Annotated in this window: 20 protein-coding genes; 8 read left to right on the forward strand and 12 right to left on the reverse strand. The window is 55.4% G+C overall.

Going from position 1 to position 22,607, the window contains the following annotated elements:
* Positions 1 to 21 precede the first annotated feature (21 nt).
* Positions 22 to 1,269, forward strand: coding sequence for an O-antigen ligase (locus QPL98_RS12415; RefSeq protein ID WP_286874787.1), 1,248 nt, complete (start codon positions 22 to 24; stop codon positions 1,267 to 1,269).
* On the opposite strand, the gene QPL98_RS12420 is transcribed toward QPL98_RS12415, so the two are convergent.
* The 5 genes from QPL98_RS12420 to glnE form a co-directional block, all read right to left on the reverse strand.
* Positions 1,245 to 2,075: a glycosyltransferase family 2 protein gene (locus QPL98_RS12420; RefSeq protein WP_286874785.1), complete on the reverse strand. Its 831-nt coding sequence runs from the start codon at positions 2,073 to 2,075 to the stop codon at positions 1,245 to 1,247. The genes QPL98_RS12415 and QPL98_RS12420 overlap by 25 nt on opposite strands.
* 72 nt (positions 2,076 to 2,147) lie before the next feature.
* Complete coding sequence (locus QPL98_RS12425; RefSeq protein ID WP_286874783.1) at positions 2,148 to 3,179, reverse strand: hypothetical protein; 1,032 nt, start codon at positions 3,177 to 3,179, stop codon at positions 2,148 to 2,150.
* An 86-nt stretch (positions 3,180 to 3,265) separates the two neighbouring features.
* Complete coding sequence (locus QPL98_RS12430; RefSeq protein WP_286874782.1) at positions 3,266 to 4,213, reverse strand: SIS domain-containing protein; 948 nt, start codon at positions 4,211 to 4,213, stop codon at positions 3,266 to 3,268.
* Positions 4,214 to 4,249: 36 nt separating this feature from the next.
* Entirely contained in the window at positions 4,250 to 5,176 is a 927-nt protein-coding gene (locus QPL98_RS12435; protein WP_023010942.1) for a branched-chain amino acid transaminase, read from the reverse strand.
* An 80-nt stretch (positions 5,177 to 5,256) separates the two neighbouring features.
* On the reverse strand, positions 5,257 to 8,157 hold the full coding sequence (gene glnE, locus QPL98_RS12440; protein ID WP_303293360.1) for a bifunctional [glutamate--ammonia ligase]-adenylyl-L-tyrosine phosphorylase/[glutamate--ammonia-ligase] adenylyltransferase: 2,901 nt from the start codon (positions 8,155 to 8,157) through the stop codon (positions 5,257 to 5,259).
* 80 nt (positions 8,158 to 8,237) lie between these two features.
* Here glnE and QPL98_RS12445 point away from each other — a divergent pair, with 80 nt between their 5' ends.
* The 3 genes from QPL98_RS12445 to mgtE are packed head-to-tail and all read left to right on the forward strand — an operon-like array spanning position 8,238 to position 10,770.
* Positions 8,238 to 9,407, forward strand: a complete 1,170-nt coding sequence (locus tag QPL98_RS12445) for a potassium channel family protein (RefSeq protein WP_199452550.1) — start codon at positions 8,238 to 8,240, stop codon at positions 9,405 to 9,407.
* An 8-nt stretch (positions 9,408 to 9,415) separates the two neighbouring features.
* Entirely contained in the window at positions 9,416 to 9,850 is a 435-nt protein-coding gene (locus QPL98_RS12450) for a hypothetical protein (RefSeq protein WP_228285540.1), read from the forward strand.
* Complete coding sequence (gene mgtE, locus QPL98_RS12455; protein ID WP_278350767.1) at positions 9,847 to 10,770, forward strand: magnesium transporter; 924 nt, start codon at positions 9,847 to 9,849, stop codon at positions 10,768 to 10,770. Before QPL98_RS12450 ends, mgtE begins: the two co-directional genes overlap by 4 nt.
* Here mgtE and QPL98_RS12460 read toward each other — a convergent pair.
* The 6 genes from QPL98_RS12460 to typA all read right to left on the reverse strand — a co-directional run bounded on the left by QPL98_RS12460 (position 10,763) and on the right by typA (position 16,695).
* Positions 10,763 to 11,629 (reverse strand): CYTH domain-containing protein, encoded by an 867-nt coding sequence (locus QPL98_RS12460; protein ID WP_199452551.1) that lies wholly within the window; start codon positions 11,627 to 11,629, stop codon positions 10,763 to 10,765. The two genes, mgtE and QPL98_RS12460, sit on opposite strands and share 8 nt — an antisense overlap.
* Positions 11,630 to 11,720: 91 nt before the next feature.
* Positions 11,721 to 12,431, reverse strand: coding sequence for a porin (locus QPL98_RS12465; protein WP_323127175.1), 711 nt, complete (start codon positions 12,429 to 12,431; stop codon positions 11,721 to 11,723).
* On the reverse strand, positions 12,425 to 12,748 hold the full coding sequence (locus QPL98_RS19455) for a porin (RefSeq protein ID WP_323127176.1): 324 nt from the start codon (positions 12,746 to 12,748) through the stop codon (positions 12,425 to 12,427). Before QPL98_RS19455 ends, QPL98_RS12465 begins: the two co-directional genes overlap by 7 nt.
* Before the next feature lie 490 nt (positions 12,749 to 13,238).
* On the reverse strand, positions 13,239 to 13,694 hold the full coding sequence (gene dtd / locus QPL98_RS12470; protein ID WP_153741285.1) for a D-aminoacyl-tRNA deacylase: 456 nt from the start codon (positions 13,692 to 13,694) through the stop codon (positions 13,239 to 13,241).
* Positions 13,695 to 13,801: 107 nt separating this feature from the next.
* Entirely contained in the window at positions 13,802 to 14,764 is a 963-nt protein-coding gene (gene pip / locus QPL98_RS12475; RefSeq protein WP_153741284.1) for a prolyl aminopeptidase, read from the reverse strand.
* Between the two features lie 119 nt (positions 14,765 to 14,883).
* Positions 14,884 to 16,695 (reverse strand): translational GTPase TypA, encoded by a 1,812-nt coding sequence (gene typA / locus QPL98_RS12480; RefSeq protein ID WP_303293361.1) that lies wholly within the window; start codon positions 16,693 to 16,695, stop codon positions 14,884 to 14,886.
* Between the two features lie 393 nt (positions 16,696 to 17,088).
* On the opposite strand from typA, the gene glnA reads away from it, so the two are divergent.
* The 4 genes from glnA to ntrC all read left to right on the forward strand — a co-directional run bounded on the left by glnA (position 17,089) and on the right by ntrC (position 21,983).
* Positions 17,089 to 18,492 carry a glutamate--ammonia ligase gene (glnA, locus tag QPL98_RS12485; protein WP_011784288.1) on the forward strand — a complete coding sequence of 468 codons (1,404 nt, stop codon included), beginning with the start codon at positions 17,089 to 17,091 and terminating at the stop codon, positions 18,490 to 18,492.
* 196 nt (positions 18,493 to 18,688) lie between these two features.
* A complete protein-coding gene (locus QPL98_RS12490; RefSeq protein ID WP_303293362.1) occupies positions 18,689 to 19,213 on the forward strand; it encodes a DUF4124 domain-containing protein in 525 nt (174 codons plus the stop codon).
* Positions 19,214 to 19,455: 242 nt separating this feature from the next.
* Positions 19,456 to 20,556, forward strand: coding sequence for a nitrogen regulation protein NR(II) (gene glnL, locus QPL98_RS12495; RefSeq protein ID WP_303293363.1), 1,101 nt, complete (start codon positions 19,456 to 19,458; stop codon positions 20,554 to 20,556).
* Complete coding sequence (gene ntrC, locus QPL98_RS12500; protein WP_303293364.1) at positions 20,553 to 21,983, forward strand: nitrogen regulation protein NR(I); 1,431 nt, start codon at positions 20,553 to 20,555, stop codon at positions 21,981 to 21,983. The genes glnL and ntrC overlap by 4 nt, the downstream gene beginning before the upstream one ends.
* 56 nt (positions 21,984 to 22,039) lie before the next feature.
* Here the strand turns inward: ntrC and ssb are convergent, their stop codons facing one another.
* Complete coding sequence (ssb, locus tag QPL98_RS12505) at positions 22,040 to 22,564, reverse strand: single-stranded DNA-binding protein (protein ID WP_113880451.1); 525 nt, start codon at positions 22,562 to 22,564, stop codon at positions 22,040 to 22,042.
* Positions 22,565 to 22,607: the final 43 nt, after the last annotated feature.

Consider the following 22,607-nt stretch of genomic DNA (forward strand, 5'->3'; position numbering starts at 1 on the left):
CTACTGAAAAATATGCCCTCTATGAACGAAGCTGTTGTAGCCCATAGCACTAAGCGCTCAAACCGCGCTGAGACAGTCCTACAAGTATCTTTCCTGTTGTTTATTTTTCTGGGACTTACTCAGGAGTTCGACGATCTATTTCGAGCATTTTTCTTTGTTGGAATGATGCCGGCGACCCTGTACCTTGCTTTAAGAAAGCGAGCTCTCGAATCTTCCATCAGATCCCCTAGCTTCCTCTCAGCTATGGGGCTGATCACGATACTTTACCTTTCAGTGTACTGGAGTGACGTCCCTAACCGGTCTGAAGAAATTCTACGCCATTCTCGCTGGTTTCTCGAAACCCTTATTTTTTTCACCGCCCTACACCTCTACGCCAAATTAGGGATGCACCGAAAGCAAGCACATGGATACACAATACAAGCAGGACTGATCGCCGGAGCCCTTATCGCCATTCTCTTGTATATGCTCAACTCAGAATACCCCGAACGAATAACTGGACTTGGGCTTTTGGATGATATTATTGCCAGCTCTTCCATTCTGATTATGCTCTGGATTGTTTCTCTAACTAGTCTGCGAATGGGCCAAAAGAAAGATCTTTTACTTGCCACCCTAGCCCTTATTTCCGTAACCCTCTATGCAATACTCAACCAAAGCCGCGCTCCTCTTGGGGTTACTCTCTTTGCGTGGCTTGTTTTTATCACCATGCTCTCAAAAGATAGCAGGCGATTGGTTGTTCCCGCTATTCTCATAGCTTGCATCCTGATCTTTATTGCTGACCTCCACATTTTCGATAGCATGATGAACCGGGGGACGTCTTACCGCCTAGAGATTTGGAGTGCGACACTAAGCAATATCGACGAATTCTTCTGGAAGGGTATTGGAGCTGCATCATCCGTTGCAGAGACAGAGATTGGCACCGCAATCAAACAAGCAATGGGCGTCAGACACGATCACCCTCATAACCTCTTTCTTTCTACCTGGGTTGACGGTGGAATATTAGCCTTTGTTTCGATTGTACTTCTGTTTACTGCCCTGCTTCTAAAAGCATTCACGCGGAAAAATCACGAACGAAACCTGACATTATGGATGATCGCCACTGTGGGCGGACTGTGCTTCACTGATCCTGACACACTTGTAACCAGCCCACAGGAAATCTACTTAGTATTCTGGACCCCGATAGGCTTACTAAGCGGGCTACTGTATGGCGAATGGGGCAAGATCACGAATCAGAAAATGGGCATGCCTCAACCAAGGCGATGCGATTGCTGAGGGCTACCATCACTTAAAAACGCCTTCTCACCGGATAAAAAGGCTCTCACTCCCATAAATCTCGCTTTATATTTCTGTCGCTTTTTGGCATTGGTTGCCGTCAGAAACTTCACCCCATAGATAAGCAAACGCCTTCGAGGATGGCACTTACCATGCGCAAACCCATGCTTTACAGCCAAGTATTGATTTGACCACGCATAATGCCAGTCCTTCAAAAAATCAACTTCAACGCTTGGAGTGCTAGATTGCTTTGACAGGTGCTCAATATAGACATCTGAATCCAAGAATATCTTTTTACCCGCTTCTTTAATTCGCATACATAAGTCTGTTTCCTCAGAGAAGAGAAAAATATTCTCATCGAAACCACCCACATCTGCCCAAGACTGCATGCGAAATAACAGCGCGGCACCAATAACCCAATCCCGCTCAACAAGCCCATCCCTCCGAAAATCCCGGGGATTAACCGCTGGCGCAAGAATGGCCACATCACCGGACAAGCCGCCCATGCGCTGCTCCAGTCGCTGAATCGTTTCCATGTCTCCAACAATATCTGGATTAAGCAGGAGCGCATATTCTGTTTCTACTCGCTCAAATCCTTTGTTAGCAGCTCGGCCATATCCAATATTCTGCACGAGAGCAACTACCTCCGCAGACGGAAAGCGAGCTGACAGCGCTGACGCACTGCCATCCGGGCTGCCGTTATCGACGATAATCACACCGAGGTTTCCAGCGTCTATGACGCCGCCCAGGCATTGCTCAATCACTTTAAAGCTATTGAATGAAACGATGACTAGAGTTGTTGCCAAAAGAGCCCCCAAGTACGATTAAGCCTTATTACTTAGGCTTGGATCACTAGCAGGAAAATTTTCTACTTGATATCAGGATGTAAGCAGTCGATAAATATAACTTTGTTTCACGTACTTTGGACTACGAAGATCTGGAAGATTGACTTGTTTAACGCGAAGCATATAATCAATAACTTTAGCCGCTGCATCAGGATCGGAGCCAAGCAAGCTGATATCCTGCGGAAGGTCGTACCAGTCCAAGTCGGTATATACGCCACTATGGGAGGCAACCCCTTCGCCAATTCCTGCAACTGGCAATCCAAGCAGAGCAAACTGCAACAGCATGGTCGAGTTAATACCGAGCACGCCACCGTATTCTTTATAACTCTTAAAAGGGTTTACCGCTGGCGACTGATACTCGACATTGGGCAACTTTGGGAGTGACTCATAATGAGCCCTTGGATGGGCACGCACCAGGAATTTTTGATCCGGGTACGTGGATGACAGGCCCTCGACAAAAGCCGACATAGTTTTGACCGGCGAAGAAAGAACAATATTTGTATCCTGCTCATCCTGTAAAGGAACAAATATTTTCTTTTGGACATCGAAGAAGCACTGCCGGAAAAACTCCGGCGGGGAAACCATCCCTCGCCACCCCAGCATTGAGAATAACAGTTTTCGGCGAGCAAAAAGGAAACGACGACGATCCAATTTATGCTCGGCTAATCCTTCGTTCCAAAGATCCGCATCTGCATTGGTGCCATTAGGGCTAAAGTAACAATGTTGGGACTGAGGGAACCAGCCATACTCGCCATAGATGACTCTTACACGGCCACCAACTTCTTTCCGAATACGTTCGTCAGCATCTGTTCGCCCTCCCCAAATAACCAGGTGGGTTATGTTTTTTTCGTCCAACAACTGAACAAGATCTTTTTCACCCTCAAAAAAGTACTCGGCCTCACTTTCAATAAAGCGCTCTTTTACCGATGCAGGATTACATAGAAAACAGCTATCAATTCCGAGCGACCTCAAAGACTGGCTCAAATAAAAAAATACCTTGTGCTTGGATTGCCAACGTTCAGGCTTACGAGTCTGGTAAAGCCCTAAGGTAAAAAGAATTGACATAACAGGGACCCACATTGTTTAACTAACGACTCTTCACACTTAGAAATGTGGGCGCAGACTCTCCTAGAGAAGCCCATAGAGAACACTCAAACAACCCTACCCGCATCCTGCAGCTTCAACACCCCACTTAAAGCCCCTTGCTCACTAACAACCAAAAGAGAAGTGATACTCGCTTTCAGCATGATATTCTCTGCGTCAGCAAACATCTCATTCTCGTTGATCAGCATTGGGCTGCGAGTCATCACGCTTTCTGCTGTTAAACCATCAAGCGAGTCATGATTGAACAACGCCCGGCGAAGGTCGCCGTCGGTGATAATACCTTTTATTTCGCCATCATCGACCACAACAGCAAGCCCCAATCCCGCCTGGCTTGCGGTCATGATCACTTCCTTCATGCTATCGCGCGATGTGCATATCGGCAGATCGGTATGCATCACATCTTTCACACGCGTGAGCAATCGCCGCCCAAGGCTCCCGCCGGGGTGGAAAACAGCAAAATCATGCGGTTTAAACTGGCGGCGCTCGATTAAGGCAACTGCCAGAGCATCGCCCATCGCCAACGTTACTGTTGTGGAGGTAGTTGGTGCCAGGTTGTTTGGGCAAGCTTCTCGCTCCACCGACACATCTAAAACAAGGTCACTGTTGCGCCCCAATGTCGATTCAGGATTGCCCACCAGGGCAATGATCTTGACTCCGAAATGGCGCAATGAGGGAACCAGGCGTATCACCTCTTCTGTTTCACCACTGTATGAGATCAAAATGGCAACATCATCTGCCGTAAACATCCCCAAATCGCCGTGATAGGCTTCCGCAGGATGCACAGAAAAGCTGGGGGTGCCGGTAGAGGCCAGTGTAGCCGCAATCTTGTTACCGATAATCCCGGACTTCCCCATGCCAGACACAATAACCCTACCGGACGTTGACAGAATCATGTCTACCGCCTGATCAAACTCCTGGCTCAACTTTTCTGCCGTTGCGCGCAAGGCCTCGGCCTGCACTTCAAAGACTTCTCGACCAATACCTTGACTCGACATGATTCTCCAATCCTTTTACCCAGGACTATGGCGGAATTAAGCGTTAACCAGCGTCAACCAATCCGAATGCTCCGGCAACTCACCCTTAACCGCCGCAAAGTACTTAGCCTGCAGCTTCTCGGTAACCGGCCCACGCTTACCTTCACCAATCTGACGGCCATCCAGTTCACGGATGGGCAGTACTTCGGCGGCGGTGCCGGTGAAGAAGGCTTCTTCGGCGATGTAGACTTCGTCGCGGGTAATGCGGCGCTCGCGAACTTCCAGGCCCATGTCGCGGGCGAAGTCGAGGATCGTGGCGCGGGTGATGCCTTCCAGGCAGGAGGTCAATTCCGGGGTATGCAGCACGCCGTCGCGTACGATGAAGATGTTCTCGCCAGAACCTTCAGCCACGTAGCCTTCGTTATCCAGCAACAGGGCCTCTTCCGCGCCGCCGGAGATGGCTTCGTTCAGGGCCAGCATGGAGTTGATGTAGTTGCCGTTGGCCTTCGCCTTGCACATGGTGATGTTCACGTGGTGGCGGGTGTAGGAAGAGGTGCGCACCTTGATGCCCAGCTCTTTGGCTTCCGGCGACATGTACGAGGGCCAGCTCCAGGCGGCGACCATCACGTGGCTGTTCAGGTTGTCAGCGCGCAGACCCATGCCTTCGGAGCCCAGAAACACCATCGGGCGGAGGTAGGCTTCGTCCAGATTGTTTTCACGAACCGCAGCACACTGGGCTTCGTTCAGCTCTTCCTTGGTGAACGGCATCTTCATGTTCAGGATGTGGGCCGAGCGGAACAAGCGGTCGGTGTGCTCTTTCAGGCGGAAAATGGCCGGGCCGTTCGCGGTGTTGTAGGCACGCACGCCTTCAAAGCAGCCAAGGCCGTAATGAAGGGTATGGGTGAGTACGTGGGTTTTGGCTTCCCGCCAGGGAACCATTTCACCATCCAGCCAGATAACGCCATCGCGATCAGCCATCGACATTGTATTTTGCTCCTGAATAAGCGGTTTTTCGGGGATCGGGCATTCTAGCAGGAAAGCCGGACAGAAATAAATTTAGCTTGCTACTGAATCATCACTTTTTTCCACATACTTTGGATGTAGTCACGCTCTTCCTGAAAGGCACTACCCTCCACCTGGCTGTTCAGGTTTTGTAGCGCCCTGCGGTGAATGGTCGAACGCAGGGTGATGTATACCTCCCGCAACTTCTCTGTGTCCTCCACCGGCAATACACCGGCACGGCCCAGCTCTTCCATCTGGCGAATATTGTCGCTCCACTGGGTCAGCTCCGGGTGTTCAGCACTCCAGGCCAGCATCAGGTACTGCATCATGAATTCGATATCCACAATACCGCCGGCGTCGTGTTTGATGTGAAACACTTCGTCCCGCCGGATTTCCGGCGTGCCGAGGCTGCTGCGCATTTTCTCCCGCATCTCCACCACCTCCTGGCGCAGGGCGGTTTTATCCCTTGGCGCGCACAGAATCTGGTGGCGAATATCCTCGAAGGCTTGAAGGGTATCCGGGCAGCCGGCCACGCCACGGGCCCGGGCCAGGGCCTGGTGCTCCCAGGTCCAAGCATCGTTCTGCTGGTATTTCTCAAAGGCCTGCAGGGTACTCACCAGCAAGCCGGAGTTACCGGACGGGCGCAACCGCATATCCACTTCATAAAGCTGGCCTGAGGGCGTCTGGGTGCTGAGAATGTGCACAATGCGCTGGCCCAGGCGGGTGTAGAACACCGCGTTGTCGATGGGCTTGTCACCATCGGTGGCCAGTTGCGGATCGGCCTGATGCACAAACACCAAGTCGAGGTCCGAGGTGTAACCGAGTTCGATACCGCCGAGCTTGCCGTAACCGATGATGGCGAAGTCTGTGTCACACGCCGAACCATCGGCCCGGCGCGGATAACCATGGCGGCTGACGAGGTTGGAGAAGGCCACATCCACCACATGGTCCAGCACCACTTCGGCAATCCAGGTCAGGTAATCACTCACCTTCATCAGGGGCAAAGTTCCCTTGAGCTCAGAAGCCGCCACCCGCAGCACATGGGCCTTTTTGAAGTAGCGCAACGCCTCCATCTGCTCTTCCAGGTCTTCATAGGGAATGCGCAGCATCTGCTGGCGCAGGTCGTCCTGCAGCTCTTCCTTGGCAGGCGGGCTGTACAGGCTCTCGGCATTCAGCAGTTCGTCCAGCAGCAGCGGGGTTTCTGCCAGCAGGCGGGCAATCCAGGGGCTGTCGCTACACAGGCGCACCAGCTGCGTAAGCGCGCCGGGGTTTTCCACCAGCAGCACCATGTAGGCGGTGCGGCGCAAAATGGCCTCGACCAGCTGCAATACCCGGTCGAGGGTTTCCGACGCATTCTCAACATCCATCAACGCGTTCAGCAATAACGGCATGAACTGGTTGAGGCGTTTGCGGCCTTGGGTTTGCAGGGTCTGCACGGTTCGGCTATCCCGCAGGCTCGCCAGGCGCTTGTAACTGTCTTCCGGGTTTTCGAAGCCCTTTTCCGCCAGCCACTCTATAGCGGCGGGCTCTTCCATTTCTGCCAGCCAGAGCTCGTAACAGCCGTCATCAACGCCGTTTTCGGAATCGCCTTCCTCGTCCTCGGTCGCAATGATGTTGGCGAAGTGCCGGGCCACGCGGTTGCGGTGTTCATCCAGCGCATGCTGGAAGGCGGCCCAGTCATCAAACTCCATAATGCGCGCAACCCGGGCCTGCGACAGTTCATCGTCCGGCAGAACCTGGGTCTGCTTGTCTTCCATACCCTGCAGGGCGTGTTCCAGGTTGCGCAGAAACACATAGGCCTCGCGCAACTCCTTCACAACAGAAGACGGCAGCAGCTCCAGCTCTTCCAGTTCCTTGAGGATATTCAGCAATTCCCGCTGTTGCAGCTCCCGGTCTCGGCCGCCGCGGATCAGCTGGAAAGCCTGCACCACGAATTCGATCTCGCGGATACCGCCACTGCCCAGTTTGATATTGTTCTCCAGCCCCTTGCGGCGAACTTCCCGGCTGATCATGTCTTTCATGCTACGAAGTGACTCGAACGCACTGAAATCAATGTATTTGCGGTAAACAAAGGGCTTGAGGCTCGCCATCAACACCTCACCGGCACGCCGGTCGCCAGCCACAACGCGGGCCTTGACCATGGCGTAACGTTCCCAATCGCGCCCCTGATCCTGGTAATAGGTTTCCAGGGCGGCAAAGCTAAGAGCGAGCGCGCCACTCTGGCCGTAGGGCCGCAGGCGCATGTCCACCCGGAACACAAAACCATCCGCCGTAATCTGGTCCAGCGCCTGAATCAGTCGCTGGCCAAGGCGGATGAAGAACTGCTGGTTATCCAGGGCCCGGCGGCCACCTTCGGTTTCCCCCTTGGAGGGAAAGGCAAAGATCAGGTCGATATCCGAGGAAACGTTGAGCTCCCGACCGCCCAGCTTACCCATACCCAGCACCACCATTTTCTGGGGCACGTGGGCACCGGTCACCGGGTCACGACCCATGGGGGTACCGAATTCCTCACAGGCCTTTTCATAAAGCCAGCTGAGAGCGCCATCAATGGCCACGTCGGCAAAGGCGCTGGTGGCCAGCATGGTTTCGTTCAGGTCTGCCCAGTTCATCAGGTCACGCCAGATAATGCGGAACTGGATTTCCCGACGGTACTGGCGAAGTGCTGCATGCAAGGCCGGTTCAGAGTCAACGCCCTGGAGGTAATCCCGCCAGCGATCAGCCAGCCAGGCCTCTGTGGTTGGTTCGGTCAGAGGCCGGGCAGCAACGGCGGGGCGAATCTGCTCCGGATGTCGCTCAAGGGTTTGCCGGAGAAACAGGCTCCGGGAAATAGCCTCTGCCACATCGGCTTCTGAGACATGGTCACCAGCCAGCCAGCCTGGCAGCCCCTCCGGGAATACCGATGGCCAGCATCCGGAAATCTCCTCCTTGAGCGCTCCCGGCAGTGAAGCCCATGGCTCAGACATAACGCAACCCTCTGTCTCTCTGATATATTTCAGGTACTGTATAACGAACTCGCCAAGGACTGAACAGGCACCCGCTCTCCATGATGCGAAATAGACGCCCTCTGAATCCGGAGCACACCCAATCTCACCTCCCTATGGGCGGGCTCATCCGAAGCCGGATAAACCGACTCTTTACTATCCTCGGCGGACTCGTTGTCACGCATACGCTGATCCTCTGGGCAGCAGAACCGCTCTCATTCTTCGAAGCCGTGTGGCTCACCATGACGACACTGGTTACCGTTGGCTATGGTGACTACTCGCCGGTAACGCCCGTTGGCCGCATCAGCACCATCCTGCTGATGTTTATCTCCGCCATTACGCTACTGACCCTGATCGTCAGTGATTACATCGAATACCGTTTCTACCGCAGAGAACGCATACTGACTGGACGCTGGATTTACAAAATGAAAGACCACATTGTCATCATCAACACACCTCGAAGCGGCGGCGAGCAGTACTTCATGCGATTCGCCTCGCAGATTCGCTCGGTCCCTGAGTACCACACAGTGCCGATTATGCTGCTTACGCGGCAATTTCCGGGAGGGCTGCCAGCAGAACTGTCCGACTGCGGCGTCGTTCATTTTCACGGCGCAGGGAACGACCCGGAAGCGCTGAAGTCCGTGCATGCTGGCAGCGCCAAGCACATCATCGTGCTGGCAGCCGACGAATCAGACCCTATGTCAGACAGCCTGACCTTCGATATCGCGCACCGGCTGGCAGAGTCCAACCTTGGCGGCAAAACCACCGTGGAATGCGTGAGTGATGCCAACCGGGATCGCTTCAAGGCCCTGGGGGTGAGAACCATCATCCGGCCGGTTCGAACCTATCCGGAAATCATGGTGCGCGCGGTGGTGGCGCCGGGTTCAGAGAAAGTGCTGGAAGACATGTTCAACTACGAGCGTGACCACCCCCACCGCTACGACCTGGGACTGGACGACCTGACCTGGGCTGACATCGTCAGCGCCCTGGTTCGCCACGGTATTGGCACCGCACTGGCCTACATCGATCACGACAATGAAGTGATTTGTCACCCTCCCACCAACGAAGAGGTTGAGGGCAAGGGACTGATTGTGCTGGTCCGATCAACCGACACCCCATCTGTATCTGTGGTTGAGGAGGCCCTGGACCGGTACAGGGAATTCCTCAAGCAGTGGCGAGACCTGCACAATCACAACGAGCAGACAGCCGAAACAATGACTCCGAAAGAGTAAGGTAACGCATGTCATACCTGGACTCCGAATTCTATCAACCCCTCTTTGAGGCGATCGCCACCGGTGACGAAGCGCAGATTCAGGCCGCGGCGGCCACCTTCAATGCCGCCGACCTCGCGGAGTTTGTTGAGGAAAATCCGGATAACGAGGAAGGCATCCGCCTTCTTCGGGCCCTGACAACAGAGCAAAGCGCCAAGGTATTCGGTTATATCGGCCCCAACACCCAAACGTTGATCGCGGAGCTGTTGCCCACCCAAGACCTGGCTGAGCTGGTAACCGCCATGCCCTCGGACGAACGGGCCGACTTCTTCAACCTGCTGGATGAGAAGCGCCAGCACACCCTGTTCCAGTCCCTCGCCAGCAAAGAACGGGAAGACCTTCGGCGCCTGGCAAGCTTTGAGGAAGGCACCGCCGGCGCCCTGATGAGCTCGGAATACGGGTGATCAGCACCGGCATGTCCGCCAGCGCGGCGATTAACCTGCTCCGAAACACCGCGCCGGATAAAGAAACCATCTACCAGGCGTACGTGATCGATGACCAGCACAAACTGGTGGGTGCAGTTTCCCTTCGGAACCTGATTACCGCAATGCCTGGCACGCCGGTGGACGACCTGATTGCTACGGGCCTGGTGACCGCCAGCACCGACACCCCCCAGGAAGAAGTGGCCCGGCTGATATCACGCTACGACTTGCTGGCATTGCCAATTCTGGATCAGGACGAACGGCTGGTGGGCATCGTCACCTACGATGACGCCATGGACGTAGCGGAAGAAGAAGCCACCGAAGACATCCACAAAGGCGCCACGGTGGGCAAACTTGAAACCGGCCTGAGGGATGCAACACCCTTCTCGCTCTACCGCTCGCGGGTGCAATGGTTGGTAATTCTGGTGTTTGCCAACATCTTTACCGGGGCCGGCATTGCCTATTTTGAAGACATTATTTCCGAACACATTGCCTTGCTGTTCTTCATGCCGCTTCTGGTCGCCAGCGCCGGTAATGCCGGGGCTCAGTCAGCCACGCTTATGGTACGGGGTATGGCTACTGGTGATGTTACCGTCGCCGACTGGGGCAAATTGCTGGGTAAAGAAACCCTGGTAGCCAGCGCCCTTGGCGTTACCATGGCTGTTGCAGTGATGGTGGTTGGCTTTATGCGCGCCGGGCCGGAAATTGCCTTTGTGGTAGCCGTTACCATGATCGCCGTGGTGATGGTGGGCAGCCTGATCGGCATGCTGCTGCCTTTCCTGCTGGACAAGCTGAAGTTTGACCCGGCAACGGCCAGTACCCCGCTGATTACCACCATTGCCGATGTCAGCGGCGTGCTGATTTACTTCAGCGTGGCCACGGCCCTGCTGGGGCTCAGTTAGTGGCAGACGCTGCCGCCAGCGCCAACTGAAGCGCGCCAAGACGGGGCGCTTTTTCTATCAGTTCTGGCACGGCGTGTTGGCCTGTTATTGGCTGGATTTCATCCCACAACACTTGCACTCCCGCTTGTATAGCCGCGTTTTTTACCTGCAGCAGAGCAGCCTCTGGGCAATTCAGCGGTTTTTGCAGAAGCCAACTGAGACTGAGTTGTTGGAGAAACTCCGTGACAGACAACTCGCCAGGAGCCTGGTCCGGTTCCGGTCGATAGATTCCGGCCAGGTAGTATCCCTGCTCGGCTTTGCTCACCAGATTCAGAAACACTGGCACTTCATCTGCCAACATCCGTGCCCAGGAAATCAGTGCTGCTGGGTTTCCGGATTTCAGCTCGAACTCCACTTCGTGGAGGGCTCGGGATTGTCCCCCACCCACAATCTCGCCGGAGTCCACGGCCACTTCAACAAGCGCATCCGCAGTTTCCAGCATGACCACCTGGCGGGCGAAGTTGGTTTCAAAGGCCACCTGGAGTTGCTGAAGATCCAACTGCTTTTTCAAGGGCGTACTTTCGAGCAGCGACAGATCCAGCTCAGGCCCTAGCAGCGGCCACTCCCACTCCTGCCGGCGATGGGCGCCATCAACAAATTCGCCCTGGGTTTTCAGGGTCTGGATGTAGCGATTTCCGGATTGCCTCACCCTAAGTGCCGCCCTGGCCCTGTTGAGCGCTGCGTCCGGCGTATCGTAGTAGCGATTCACCAGGAGTTTTTGACCACCAGGCTTGGCCTCAGGCTGCGCAAGCAACCACTCCAGGGCTTGCGCCTGCGCCCGTTCCGATAGGGTCAGTTTGATTTCAAGTTCGACGGCCATGACAGACTCCAAAAAACGGGCCCCTGAAAATACAAAAACCGGTGACCTGAGTCACCGGTTTTTGAGACTACTTGATTAGCTGGTTAGCTGATCAGAAGTAGTAAGTTGCACCAACGGCTGCAACAGAGCGTTCGCTCTTGTCAGCAACGCCGTATACGCCGTCGTCACCGCCACCGAGGTAGCCTTCGACATAGACATACATGTTGTCAGACAGGTTGTGCAGCGCCTGCAGGGTAACAGTATCCACATCCTTGTCTGCCAGACGAGCGGCGTCGTCTCCAGCATACTTGTCATCATACTGAACCAGCTCATAGGCGAGTGCAAACTGGTTTTTGCCCAGAGTGTAAACACCCATTACGCCAAACTTGTCCTGAGCATCTTTGGTGGTATGGAACTCACCTGTCAGGCGCAGATTGTCCAGGTTGTAGCTGGCACGCAGGCCGTAGGTGTTCTCGTTGGAAGAACCGGCACCGTCGTTGGAGTCAACAGCGAAGGCCAGTTCCAGAGCATCAACTGCATACACTGCTGAGAGCTGCCATGGGTAAGCTTTCTCGCCGCTAGTTTCAACATCGCTGAGCTCGCCAGTTACTGGGTCAGCCACTTGGCGAACGCTAGTTTCTCCATCACCTTTGAACTGAACAGCTGCGCCCAGAGTCAGACCACCGAAGGACGGGGAGCGATACTGAATCAGGTCGCTTTCGCCAGTCTGGTAACCCGGAGACAGGCTCAGAGTTGCAACTTCGAAGAACTGGTTGATTTCGTCAACAGCTGTCTCGTAAGTTGAATCGTCCTTACCTACCAGATCTGACCAAAGTTATCGCCACGAACACCTACATAAGCTTCGTCGATCTCATAGATGCCAGAGCCAGCGTCGTTGTTATCGTCAGCATTGAAGTGGAATTCGGCTTTGAAGAAACCTTCAACACCCGGAGCGACCTGGTGGTCGTGCAGCACGCCAATGGTAGAACCATTGTCGAAATGCTCAACTTCGGAACCGCCACCGTCGACGTTATCATGGGTAACGGCCAGCTGGATGTTACCGTAGATAGTCGGCAGGTTGCTTTCCTGGGCCAGCGCAGCGCCAGAGAAGGTTGCAGCTGCAATAGCAGAAGCAAGAATCGTTTTTTTTCATGTTGCGTCTTCCTTTTTGAGTTAACTCAGGTTTTCGACGGGTCTAAATCCCGATTTTTATTGGCCGGCACAACGCTTGGCTCTGCCTGCCGGGTATCTGACTGCCCCTGTCATTCCTGTGGGAACAGCTTTTCTTCTTTTTATAAGACAAGCACGCTTGCCTTAGATCTCAACCACTTACACAGCTTTATTAAAGCTCTGCGTGATGAACCTGCTTTAATACAATGTTCCATTTTTTGCAAATTTTTAATGGCCATTTTTTAGCCCCATTTGCATTCGTAACCTTTGTCGTTAGATCAGCCTGGACTAACAACCTCTCCCGTTTCCACAACAAATTCAGGGCCAGATAACCAAAAAAATCCACAAAACAACCGGTTACCTTCCAACCGAGACCTTCACATTCTGAGGCCACAAAACAATACCCCAAATCACGCACTTTCGTGAGGCACTGTTGGCAACTGCGTCACATTTTTGTGCACTACCCTCTCCGGGCAGACTCCAACATAAAGGTAACCGGGCCATCATTGATCAGTGCCACTTTCATATCTGCACCAAACTTCCCCGTACCTACACGCTCGACGCCTAGCTGGCTACTTGCTTCAGCCACAAAGTCACCATAAAGCCGGTTCGCCAGCTCCGGTGCGGCCGCCAGGGAAAAACCCGGGCGCGTGCCAGAGGACGTGTCAGCAGCAAGCGTAAACTGAGGGACTACAAGTAATGAGCCACCGGCATCCTGAACATTCACGTTCATCCGGCCCTGCTCATCGGGGAAAACCCGATAGGAGAGGATTTTTCGGCACAGTTCCTTTGCCTCATTCAGTGTATCGTTCCTTTCTACGCCGAGGAGCAAGAGCAACCCGGGACCAATACGGGCAATCGTTTCACCATCCACGGCTACACTGGCTTCCGAAACGCGCTGGATCAGTCCTTTCATTCATTCCCTTGAGCGTTAACACCGAGGGTTAAATTTCTGAAACGCGAAAAGTGTATAGAGCCCGCAAGACCACCGCAACCCTGTCAGATCAATAAAAAGTCGCATTCTCAGCCAACAGAGGGAAGACTTCTGGCAACCACATTCTCAACGCCCCGCATCAGGGCATCCACAATTGCCGGCTCGGATGCCGAGTGGCCAGCATCCCGGATAATCTGAAATTCCGCCTCCGGCCAGGCCTTACTCAGCGCGAGGGCATTATCCAGCGGGCAAACCATGTCATAGCGGCCGTGAACAATCACGCCCGGAATGTCCTTTAGCCGCGAGGCATCACGCACGATCTGGTCGGGCTCAAGGAACGCATGATTCATGAAATAGTGGCATTCAATCCGGGCCAGCGCGATGGCCACATGAGGGTGGCCAAAATGCTCTACTACTTTGGGATTGGGATGCAATGTGGCGCACCGCCCTTCCCAGACGGACCAGGCTTTCGCGGCCTGAATCTGCACCAGCTCATTGGCACTGGTCAGGCGCCGGTAGTAGGCCGACACCATATCATTCCGCTCCACCTCCGGAATCTGGGCAAGGTAGTCCTGCCAGTAATCCGGGAATACCCGGCTGGCGCCGTCCTGATAAAACCAGTGAATATCCTGGGGCCGGCACAGAAAGATACCTCTCAATACCAACCCCAGAACCCGGTCTGGATGGGTTTCGGCATAGACCAGGCTTAGCGTGGAGCCCCAGCTTCCCCCAAACAGCAACCAGCGATCGATGCCGAGAAAATGCCGAACCGCCTCAAGATCCTCAACCAGTTTGTCTGTGCTGTTACCCTCCAGCTCGGCCAACGGGGTCGATCGTCCGGCGCCCCTCTGATCCAGCAAAATAATCCGGAAACGTTCGGCGTCGAAAAAGCGCCGGTGGTAATCCTCACAACCGCCACCCGGCCCGCCATGAACGACAATCACCGGAATTCCGTCCGGATTGCCGGATTCCTCGAGGTACAGCTCATGGGGATGATCCACCGCCAGTCGGTGGCGTGCGTAGGGCTCGATTTCAGGATAGAGGGTCAGCATGGAAAACTCCGTTTCGGGGATAACGGCAGTCTAGCTGAGACGGGCGAGGAAAATACAGGGGCCAGGAAAACAGACGGAAGCGTTTACTGCCTCACAACGATTTCCTGGCCCCGGAAGAGTTACTTCTTGTTAGCGCGCTTACGCTCGTTTTCGGTCAGGAGCTTTTTGCGCAGACGAATGGACTTGGGCGTTACCTCAACCAGTTCGTCGTCGTCGATAAACTCCAGCGCCTGCTCAAGAGTGAACTTGATGGGCGGCACCAGGCCGATCACTTCGTCTTTACCAGAGGCACGCATGTTGTCCAGCTTCTTGCCCTTGGTGGGGTTAACCACCAGGTCGTTGTCGCGGCTATGGATACCACACAGCTGGCCTTCGTAGATTTCCTGGCCCGGGTCCAGGAACAGCTTGCCCCGGCTCTGCAGGGTTTCCAGCGAGTAGGTCAGCGCGGTACCGGTCGCCATGGAAACGATAACGCCGTTCTGACGGCTGGTTACGTCACCCATTTTCACCGGGCCGTAGTGGCTGAAGGTGGAGGTCAGGATGCCGGTACCGGAAGTCATGGTCAGGAAGGTGTTCCGGAAACCGATCAGGCCACGGGCCGGAATGGTGTATTCCAGGCGGATACGGCCCTTACCGTCCGGGATCATGTTGGTCATGTCACCCTTGCGCAGGCCCATCTGCTCCATAATCGGGCCCTGATGCTGCTCTTCGATGTCGATGATCACGTTTTCATACGGTTCTTGCTTCTCGCCGTCGACTTCCTTGATCACCACCTCCGGACGGCCTACGGCCAGCTCGAAGTTTTCGCGGCGCATGTTCTCGATCAGAACCGACAGGTGCAGCTCACCACGACCGGACACCTTGAACTTGTCGGCAGAATCGCCTTCTTCAACCCGCAACGCCACGTTGTGCAGCAGCTCTTTTTCCAGACGCTCTTTGATATTACGGCTGGTTACATACTTGCCTTCTTTACCGGCGAACGGGGAATCGTTCACCTGGAAGGTCATGGATACGGTGGGCTCGTCTACGGTCAGCGCCGGCAGCGCTTCAACGTTAGAGGGATCACACAGGGTATCGGAAATATACAGCTGGTCCAGGCCACTCACACACACAATATCGCCAGCCTGGGCTTCTTCAACTTCCACACGCTGCAGGCCGGAATGGCCCATGATCTTCAGGATACGACCGTTACGCTTCTTGCCGTCGGCACCGATAGCCACCACCGGGGTGTTGGTCTTTACCTTACCACGCATGATTCGGCCGATACCGATGACACCCAGGAAGCTGTTGTAGTCCAGCTGGGAGATCTGCATCTGGAACGGGCCATCCAGATCAACCGAAGGCGCTGGCACGTGGTCAACGATCGACTGGAATACCGCATCCATGTTGTCGTCGAGGTTTTCGTGCTCCATGCCGGCAATGCCATTCAGGGCACTGGCGTAAACAATAGGGAAGTCCAGCTGCTCGTCGGTGGCACCCAGGTTGTCAAACAGATCAAATACCTGGTCCACAACCCAGTCCGGGCGCGCGCCCGGGCGGTCAATCTTGTTCACAACCACAATCGGGCGCAGACCCGCTACGAAAGCTTTCTGGGTTACGAAACGGGTTTGCGGCATGGGGCCGTCGATGGAATCCACCACCAGCAGCACACTGTCCACCATACTCATTACACGCTCTACTTCACCACCAAAGTCAGCGTGGCCCGGGGTGTCTACGATATTGATGTCGTAGTCTTTCCATTTTAGAGCAGTGTTTTTTGCCAGAATGGTAATGCCACGTTCTTTTTCCTGGTCGTTGGAGTCCATTACACGCTCGTTCTCGAGCTCTTTCCGGTCCAGCGTGCCAGACTGGCGCAGCAGCTGGTCAACCAGGGTGGTCTTGCCATGGTCAACGTGGGCAATAATGGCAACGTTTCTAAGCTTATCAATCACAACGGGTATCCTGAAGAAATTAGCGGCGCGCAGTATATCGAAAAGTCCATGGCGATAATATGAAGATTAGTGCCTAATATGTAACCAATCGGGGCTTGCACCATAATTATGCGTTATTAGCCAACTCGCACCACTATGGTGCACCGCGGTGGTGCAATAGGCGCCGTCTTCGACCAAGGAGCTGCGCCACATTAGCCCGAAAGCCTTGTCGCTGCGCTGTTCTGGCGCAGCCGACAAAAACTGGCAAGCCGATTGCTTATCCCAAAGCAGCCGCATAGTGAGGGTAAGGGCCACAAGCTTCTGGTAAGCTTCCCTGACCTGAAAAAAGATCGGGCCTCAGAACACTGAACGATCCGGCACAACGAACATGTAAAACCTTACGGAGCATGCACAATGTCCAAGACGATTGATTTGATCAAAGAACACGAAGTCAAGTGGATTGACCTGCGTTTCACCGACAGCCGCGGTAAAGAGCAGCACGTGACCCTGCCGGCCACCGAGGCGGACGAAGACTTTTTTGCTGACGGCAAGATGTTCGACGGTTCCTCCATTGCCGGCTGGAAAGGCATCAACGAATCCGACATGATCCTGATGCCGGACGACGAAACCGCCGTTCTGGACCCGTTCACCGAAGAAACCACCGTCAACATCACCTGCAACATTGTAGAGCCTTCTACCATGCAGGGTTATGAGCGCGATCCCCGTTCTGTTGCCCGTCGCGCCGAAGAATACCTGAAGTCCACCGGCATTGCCGATGGCGCCCTGTTCGGCCCTGAGCCTGAGTTCTTCGTGTTCGATTCCGTTAAGTGGAACGTCGACATGCAAGGCGCTTCTTACCACATCCACTCTGAAGAAGCGGCGTGGGTTTCCGGCGAAGACTTCGACCGCAACAACATTGGCCACCGCCCGGGCGTGAAAGGCGGCTACTTCCCGGTTCCGCCGGTTGACAGCCTGCACGACCTGCGTGGCGCCATGTGTGCCGCCATGGAATCCATGGGCCTGGAAATTGAAGTACACCACCACGAAGTGGGCACCGCTGGCCAGTGTGAAATCGGTGTTGGCGCCAACACCCTGACCCGCAAGGCAGACGAAGTTCAGATCCTGAAGTACTGCGTGCACAACGTAGCGCACGCCTACGGTAAGACCGCCACCTTCATGCCCAAGCCGGTTGTAGGCGACAACGGTTCCGGCATGCACGTGCATATGTCCCTGAGCAAAGACGGCAAGAACCTGTTTGCCGGCGACAGCTACGCAGGCCTGAGCGAAGCGGCTCTGTACTACATCGGTGGCGTGATCAAGCATGCCAAGGCCATCAATGCCTTCACCAACCCGGCCACCAACAGCTACAAGCGTCTGGTTCCGGGTTACGAAGCACCGGTTATGCTGGCCTACTCCGCCCGTAACCGTTCTGCCTCTATCCGTATTCCGTACGTGAACAGCCCGAAAGCTCGTCGTATTGAAGTGCGCTTCCCGGATCCGGCCGCTAACCCGTACCTGGCCTTTGCTGCCCTGATGATGGCCGGCCTGGACGGTATCCAGAACAAGATCCACCCTGGCGATGCCATGGACAAGGATCTGTATGACCTGCCGAAGGAAGAAGCCCTGAACATTCCGAAGGTTGCCGAGACTCTGTCCGAGGCCCTGGACTGCCTGCAAGCAGACCACGAGTTCCTGACCCGTGGCGGCGTGTTCACCGAAGACATGATCAAAGGCTACATCGACCTGAAGCGTGGCGAAGTCGAGCGTCTGAACATGACCACTCACCCGGTCGAGTTCGATCTGTACTACTCCTGCTAAAGCCCTGCACCAATTCGGTGCAGACTATGCAGACCAGAAGCCCCGCCCCGTGCGGGGCTTTTTTGTGGCCTCAATCCCAGTTCTGAGCCAAGACCCACGCCCTTAACGATATGTAACCAAGGAAGCGGGCCACAACGTTGAAATGACGTTGCCCGCAATCGATAATCAAACCAGTTCATTACCACAGGTTATTGCCATGAAAGCACCGATCGTACTCGCCGCTGGCCTGCTGATGCTGGCCTCGACCACGGCATATAGCGAGGTCTACCGCCACGTTGATGCCTATGGCAACGTCACCTTTTCCGATGAACCCATGGAAGGCGGTGAAGAGGTCCAGGTGAAACCTGTTACCACCATTACCCTGCCAAAGCCGGAAGTTGTTCAGGAACCCGAACAACTCCGCGAGCGGGTAGAACGTGAGGGGGCAGCCTACCAGTCGGTTTCGTTCCAGTATCCCGCAAATGAACAGGCCTTTCACAGCGGCAACGGCAACGTCACCTTCGAGGTGCAAAGCACACCACCACTGAAACGGGGCCACAAGTTTGAGGTGACCCTGGATGGACAACCGGTCGGGCAGAGCAGTTCAGGCTCGGTAGCCGTCAGCAACATCGATCGGGGCACCCATAATGCCGGCGTTCATATCGTTGATGAAAACGGCGTGCGCGTGAAATCCGGTAGCTCAATTACCTTCACGATTCATCGCCCATCCGTTCTCAACTAACCTTATTCGCACTACTTTGGTGCAATCGCACCATGTTATGACCATACTTTGGGCAGCCAAGGGGCAAAATCCGGGCTGCCTGTCGCCTGACCGTTCACTACTGCACCAAGCTACAGCAGCGCGCACCGGCCACTGCGCCCGTTCTGCCCGATCCTTGCCCATTGGCTACCCGATATCAAAAAACTGGTTCGCTTTTTGCAGCCACAGGGATACAACCAATGAGTCGAGAACGGAAGCAACGCATGCCATCCCATCCAGTCACCACATCCGGAAGCAGTTACAAGAGCATTCTGGACAGCCTGACAACCGCAGTACTGGTACTTGGCGATAATCTGGCTATCCGTTACCTCAACCCCGCCGCCGAGAGCCTGTTTGAAACCAGTATGACCCGAAGCCATGGCCTCCCCTTGCAGGAGGTTCTGGTGGATTCCGAGGATGCCCTGACCACTCTGCATGCCGCAGTGGAGAACGGACAGTCCTACACCCGCCGGGAAGCTGAATTTGCCTTGATCAGCGGTGCCAGACTGACGGTGGATTACTCGGTGACTCCCATCAGCCTGGACCCGACCGAACTGCTGATCGAGATCCAGCCCCGAGACCGACTGATGCGTATCAGCCGGGAAGAAGACATCATCTCGCAACAGGAGACCACGCGTATCCTGGTGCGGGGCATGGCCCACGAGATCAAGAACCCGCTGGGCGGCATCCGTGGCGCGGCGCAACTGCTGGACCGCGAGCTTTCAGACGACGACCAGCGAGAATATACCCGTGTGATTATCGACGAGGCGGACCGTCTGCGCAGCCTGGTGGATCGCATGCTCGGCCCGAACAAAGCCCTGAAGATTGCGCCCACCAATATCCACGAAATTCTGGAGCGGGTCCGTACTCTGATTGAGGCCGAAAGCAAAGGCCGAGTGCGCCTGAGACGCGACTACGACCCGAGCATCCCGGAATTTCCCGGCGACAAAGAGCAACTGATCCAGGCCTTCCTGAACATCGCCCGCAACGCCATGGAGGCGGCGTTCGAAAACGAAGCCGCAAGCGGGCGTTCCGCAACGCCCACCATTACCTTTCGCAGCCGGGCCTTGCGACAGTTCACCATCGGCCACCGTCGTCACCGACTGGTGTGCCGGGTCGACATTATAGATAACGGCCCAGGCATCCCGCCCGAGCTGTTGCAGAACATCTTCTACCCCATGATCAGTGGTCGGGCCTCGGGCACCGGACTCGGCCTTTCCATTACCCAAAGCATCATCGGCCAGCATCGGGGGCTGGTGGAGTGCGAGAGTGAGCCCGGAAGAACCGATTTCATCATCTTCCTGCCTCTGGAGGACAGCAAATGAGCCAACCGGCAAACGTCTGGATTATCGACGATGACAGAAGTATTCGATGGGTGCTGGAACGTGCCCTGAGCCAGGCTGGCATGCAACCGCGTGTATTCGACAGCGGCGACAGCATCATGATGCGGCTGGAACACGAGCAACCGGACGCCATCATCAGCGATATCCGGATGCCGGGGGTAGACGGTATTACCCTGCTCTCCCAGATCGTCGAACTGCATCAGGATGTGCCGGTGATCATCATGACCGCGCACTCGGATCTTGAAAGCGCGGTGACCAGCTACCAGACCGGCGCCTTCGAATACCTGCCCAAGCCCTTTGATGTGGATGACGCCGTCGCACTGGTAAAACGGGCCGTTGCTCACAGCCATGAAAAACGCGCCGCCAGCGAACCACAGGCCGATGCCACACCGCGCAATACCGAAATTATTGGTGAAGCCCCGGCCATGCAGGAGGTTTTCCGGGCCATTGGCCGGCTGTCTCACTCCAACATCACCGTACTGATCAACGGTGAGAGCGGCACCGGTAAAGAACTGGTGGCCCAGGCCCTGCACAATCACAGCCCCAGAGCACGAAACCCGTTCATCGCCCTGAACATGGCGGCAATTCCGAAAGACCTTATTGAATCCGAATTGTTCGGCCACGAAAAAGGCGCCTTCACCGGCGCCGGGGCCGCCCGCCAGGGCCGCTTTGAACAGGCCAACGGCGGCACCCTGTTTCTGGATGAAATCGGCGACATGCCCGCCGACACTCAGACTCGACTGCTGCGGGTGCTGGCCGATGGCGAGTTTTACCGGGTAGGCGGCACCACCCCCATCAAAGTGGATGTGCGCATCATCGCCGCAACCCATCAAGACCTGGAAAAACTGGTACAGGCCGGCAACTTCCGGGAAGATCTGTTCCACCGCCTGAATGTCATTCGCGTGCACCTGCCCAAGCTGGCTGAACGCCGCGAAGACATTCCACGCCTGATGCAGCACTTCCTCAAGCGAGCAGCCAAAGAGCTGGCAGTAGAACCCAAGATCCTGCGCCCGGACGCCGAGGAATACCTCACCACCCTGCCCTGGCCCGGTAACGTCCGCCAGCTGGAAAACACCTGCCGCTGGCTGACGGTCATGGCCAGCGGCCGGGAAATCCACATTGATGACCTGCCCCCGGAACTGCTACACCAGGCCGACACCGAGCACGCCGCCACCGGCCTCACCTGGCAGGAAGGGCTGAGAAACTGGGCAGAACAGGAACTGAAGCGCGGCAAGAAAGGCATACTCGATACCGCGGTGCCCGAGTTCGAAAAGATCATGATTGAAACGGCATTGAAGCACACCAGTGGCCGCCGCCGGGATGCCTCTATTCTGCTGGGTTGGGGGCGGAATACGCTGACCCGGAAAATCAATGAGTTGGGGATGGATCAGCCGGAGGGGGATGACTGACCCCCACCCGGCTGCTGCTCAGCTCTCTCGCTGGTAGTTTATCCGTATGCTCTCGACTAGAACGGAATATCGTCATCAAAATCATCAATCGGCTCAGGCATGCCACCACCTTGCTGCTGGGGTGCCGGGTTGTTGTAGCCACCAGCCTGTCCACCCTGCTGGGGCGGCGCATTGTATTGCGGCTGTTGCTGCGGCCGTCCCTGGGGCGCCCCCGGATTCATACCGCCCTCAGAGCCACGGCTGTCCAGCATCTGCATCTGGCCATTGATATCCACAACCACTTCGGTGGTGTAGACATCCTGCCCTTCCTTGTTCTGCCATTTCCGGGTCTGCAGCTTGCCTTCAATGTAGACCTTGGAGCCTTTGCGCAGGTATTGCCCAGCCACCTCAGCCACCTTGCCGAACAACACAACCCGATGCCACTCGGTCTTCGGCACCAGCTGTCCGGTCTGGCGATCCTTGTAACTCTCGTCTGTGGCGAGGTTCAGGTTAACCACAGCGTTGCCGTTGGGGGTATAACGAGTGTCCGGGTCCTGCCCCAGGTTACCAATGAGAATTACCTTGTTTACGCCTCGTGCCATCGTATGCTCCTGATCATGTTTTGCGGAGTGCCAGCCGTCCATG

The sequence above is a fragment of the Marinobacter sp. ST-43 genome (assembly GCF_030541085.1).
GTDB classification, from domain to species: domain Bacteria; phylum Pseudomonadota; class Gammaproteobacteria; order Pseudomonadales; family Oleiphilaceae; genus Marinobacter; species Marinobacter nauticus.

Excerpts from the sequence above, each read along its gene's own strand:
- QPL98_RS12415 (WP_286874787.1), top strand. The coding sequence starts at position 22 with ATGAACGAAGCTGTTGTAGCCCATAGCACTAAGCGCTCAAACCGCGCT.
- QPL98_RS12425 (WP_286874783.1), bottom strand. The coding sequence starts at position 3,179 with ATGTCAATTCTTTTTACCTTAGGGCTTTACCAGACTCGTAAGCCTGAA.
- QPL98_RS12430 (WP_286874782.1), bottom strand. The coding sequence starts at position 4,213 with ATGTCGAGTCAAGGTATTGGTCGAGAAGTCTTTGAAGTGCAGGCCGAG.
- QPL98_RS12435 (WP_023010942.1), bottom strand. The coding sequence starts at position 5,176 with ATGTCGATGGCTGATCGCGATGGCGTTATCTGGCTGGATGGTGAAATG.
- glnE (WP_303293360.1), bottom strand. The coding sequence starts at position 8,157 with ATGTCTGAGCCATGGGCTTCACTGCCGGGAGCGCTCAAGGAGGAGATT.
- QPL98_RS12445 (WP_199452550.1), top strand. The coding sequence starts at position 8,238 with ATGATGCGAAATAGACGCCCTCTGAATCCGGAGCACACCCAATCTCAC.
- QPL98_RS12450 (WP_228285540.1), top strand. The coding sequence starts at position 9,416 with ATGTCATACCTGGACTCCGAATTCTATCAACCCCTCTTTGAGGCGATC.
- QPL98_RS12460 (WP_199452551.1), bottom strand. The coding sequence starts at position 11,629 with ATGGCCGTCGAACTTGAAATCAAACTGACCCTATCGGAACGGGCGCAG.
- dtd (WP_153741285.1), bottom strand. The coding sequence starts at position 13,694 with ATGAAAGGACTGATCCAGCGCGTTTCGGAAGCCAGTGTAGCCGTGGAT.
- pip (WP_153741284.1), bottom strand. The coding sequence starts at position 14,764 with ATGCTGACCCTCTATCCTGAAATCGAGCCCTACGCACGCCACCGACTG.
- glnA (WP_011784288.1), top strand. The coding sequence starts at position 17,089 with ATGTCCAAGACGATTGATTTGATCAAAGAACACGAAGTCAAGTGGATT.
- QPL98_RS12490 (WP_303293362.1), top strand. The coding sequence starts at position 18,689 with ATGAAAGCACCGATCGTACTCGCCGCTGGCCTGCTGATGCTGGCCTCG.
- glnL (WP_303293363.1), top strand. The coding sequence starts at position 19,456 with ATGCCATCCCATCCAGTCACCACATCCGGAAGCAGTTACAAGAGCATT.
- ntrC (WP_303293364.1), top strand. The coding sequence starts at position 20,553 with ATGAGCCAACCGGCAAACGTCTGGATTATCGACGATGACAGAAGTATT.
- ssb (WP_113880451.1), bottom strand. The coding sequence starts at position 22,564 with ATGGCACGAGGCGTAAACAAGGTAATTCTCATTGGTAACCTGGGGCAG.